The following is a 1,633-nucleotide window of genomic DNA, read 5'->3' as shown; positions in this document are numbered from 1 at the left end:
CTTCATCCAGTCTGTGTAATTCGGTTTACGTTGTTGGGTCAGCATAAAAGAGACTTGCCTTCCTGCACCTTTACGATGATCTGCCGCACTCGGGTTCTTCATACATTGATGCTTAAAATCGCAGTTCCGGCATTGCAGTAATCGCCCTTCAAACCAGGCTTTTATTTTTCCATCCGGGCTTTCCCGTTCACCTCGGTAGCTAATTAGCTCGCCAGCAGGACAACGACAAGTGCGATTTACCGGGTCGAAGTCAAACTCACTGGCAGGGATCACTTGTTTAGCGTGATGACTTTTAAGTGATTTAGGCAACTCGTCTTGGTGTCGTTTTCCGTATTTCTTTTTCTGATTGGTGAACTTTGGATCACGACTCCGGAACTGATTATCCGGCACATAGGCATTTATTTTTCGTTCATACAAATAGGCCATATTAGCTTCGTTGGCAAAGCCGGTATCGGCCGTAATCACAGTACCTTGCTGATAGATGTTCTGATATTTCCAGCCTCTTTAGCCGAGCCTCAACACGTTCCAAAACCGGCTTCAAGGTATGATGTTCCTGTCCTTCACCAAAGGCTTGAGCATCCACCACAATCTGATGTTTTTTATCGACCGTCGCCACCCCGTTATAACCTTGAATCACACCTTTATTGATCTTCATCTTGGCACTTTGATTATCGGTGATATTACTTTTTACTTCTTTGCGAGTTCGACCGCGCCCCATTCTTGGTACGTTATTTTTAAGGAATTGATCGATCCGATCAGAGGCCTTATCCAGGGTCGAGATGGTTTGTTCAATACGTTTTAAACGGGCTTCATCCTGTACCGTCTGAGCGTCTAATCGTTGATGCTCTTTTAGGTGATAATTAATCTGACGCCTGAGCTTATCACGTTTCTCAGCCAATTCTTTAAACGTGCCCGAATGCTCTTTAGACGCGTTCGATGGCATCTTACAGCCATCAATCGCAAATAACTCTTTGCCTAATAATCCTTGCTGATCACAGACCAATAATACCTGTTCAAATAAGGACTCAACTTCTTCTGCATGGCTGCTTACAAAGTTAGCAATCGTCGTAAAGTGAGGCACGCTATCACAGGACAGGGCTTTGAAAATGATGTTGGTTTCACAACACCATTGGATCTCTCGGCTTGAGGTAATGCCTTTGGAATAAGCGAACAGAATGATCTTTAACAAAATGGCCGGATCGTAAGCTGGGCGACCTGTTTGATAATTAGGAAAGAAAACCGACAAATCGAGCTTATGTTCGATCAGATAATGAATAGCGTATTCGAAAGTACCGGGTTGGATTTGATCTTCAAAGTTGATCACCACCATCACGACTTGATCGTGGTTGTAGGGTTTAAATTTAGGCATCAGTACAATCCTTGTTTGATGCCTAAATTTTATCAAAAAGAGAGGGATGTTAGGGTTTTTCTACAGCCTGAACGCCCGCCGCACAGGCGAGCAACTTGTTGTGAGTCCAGCGAACGCAGTGAGCGATTGTGCCGGCGCTTGATACTAATGATGACCTCCCAAGGATTTTCGGGCTTGATAGTTAAACTACCATCCAAGGTATAGCGCGCTCTTGCGCACATACCTTAGGAGGCCATCACTATGAAATTCTATACTAAACAGCAC

At 44.3% G+C, this 1,633-nt stretch carries 1 pseudogene; it reads right to left on the bottom strand.

Annotated elements, in window-relative coordinates:
• A pseudogene (locus QQL66_RS07085) lies at positions 1 to 1,369 on the bottom strand (transposase); the annotation flags it as partial.
• Between the last annotated feature and the right edge of the window lie 264 nt (positions 1,370 to 1,633).

The sequence above is a fragment of the Litoribrevibacter albus genome (genome assembly GCF_030159995.1).
Classification (GTDB): domain Bacteria; phylum Pseudomonadota; class Gammaproteobacteria; order Pseudomonadales; family Litoribrevibacteraceae; genus Litoribrevibacter; species Litoribrevibacter albus.
This window is presented reverse-complemented; position numbering and strand designations above follow the sequence as displayed.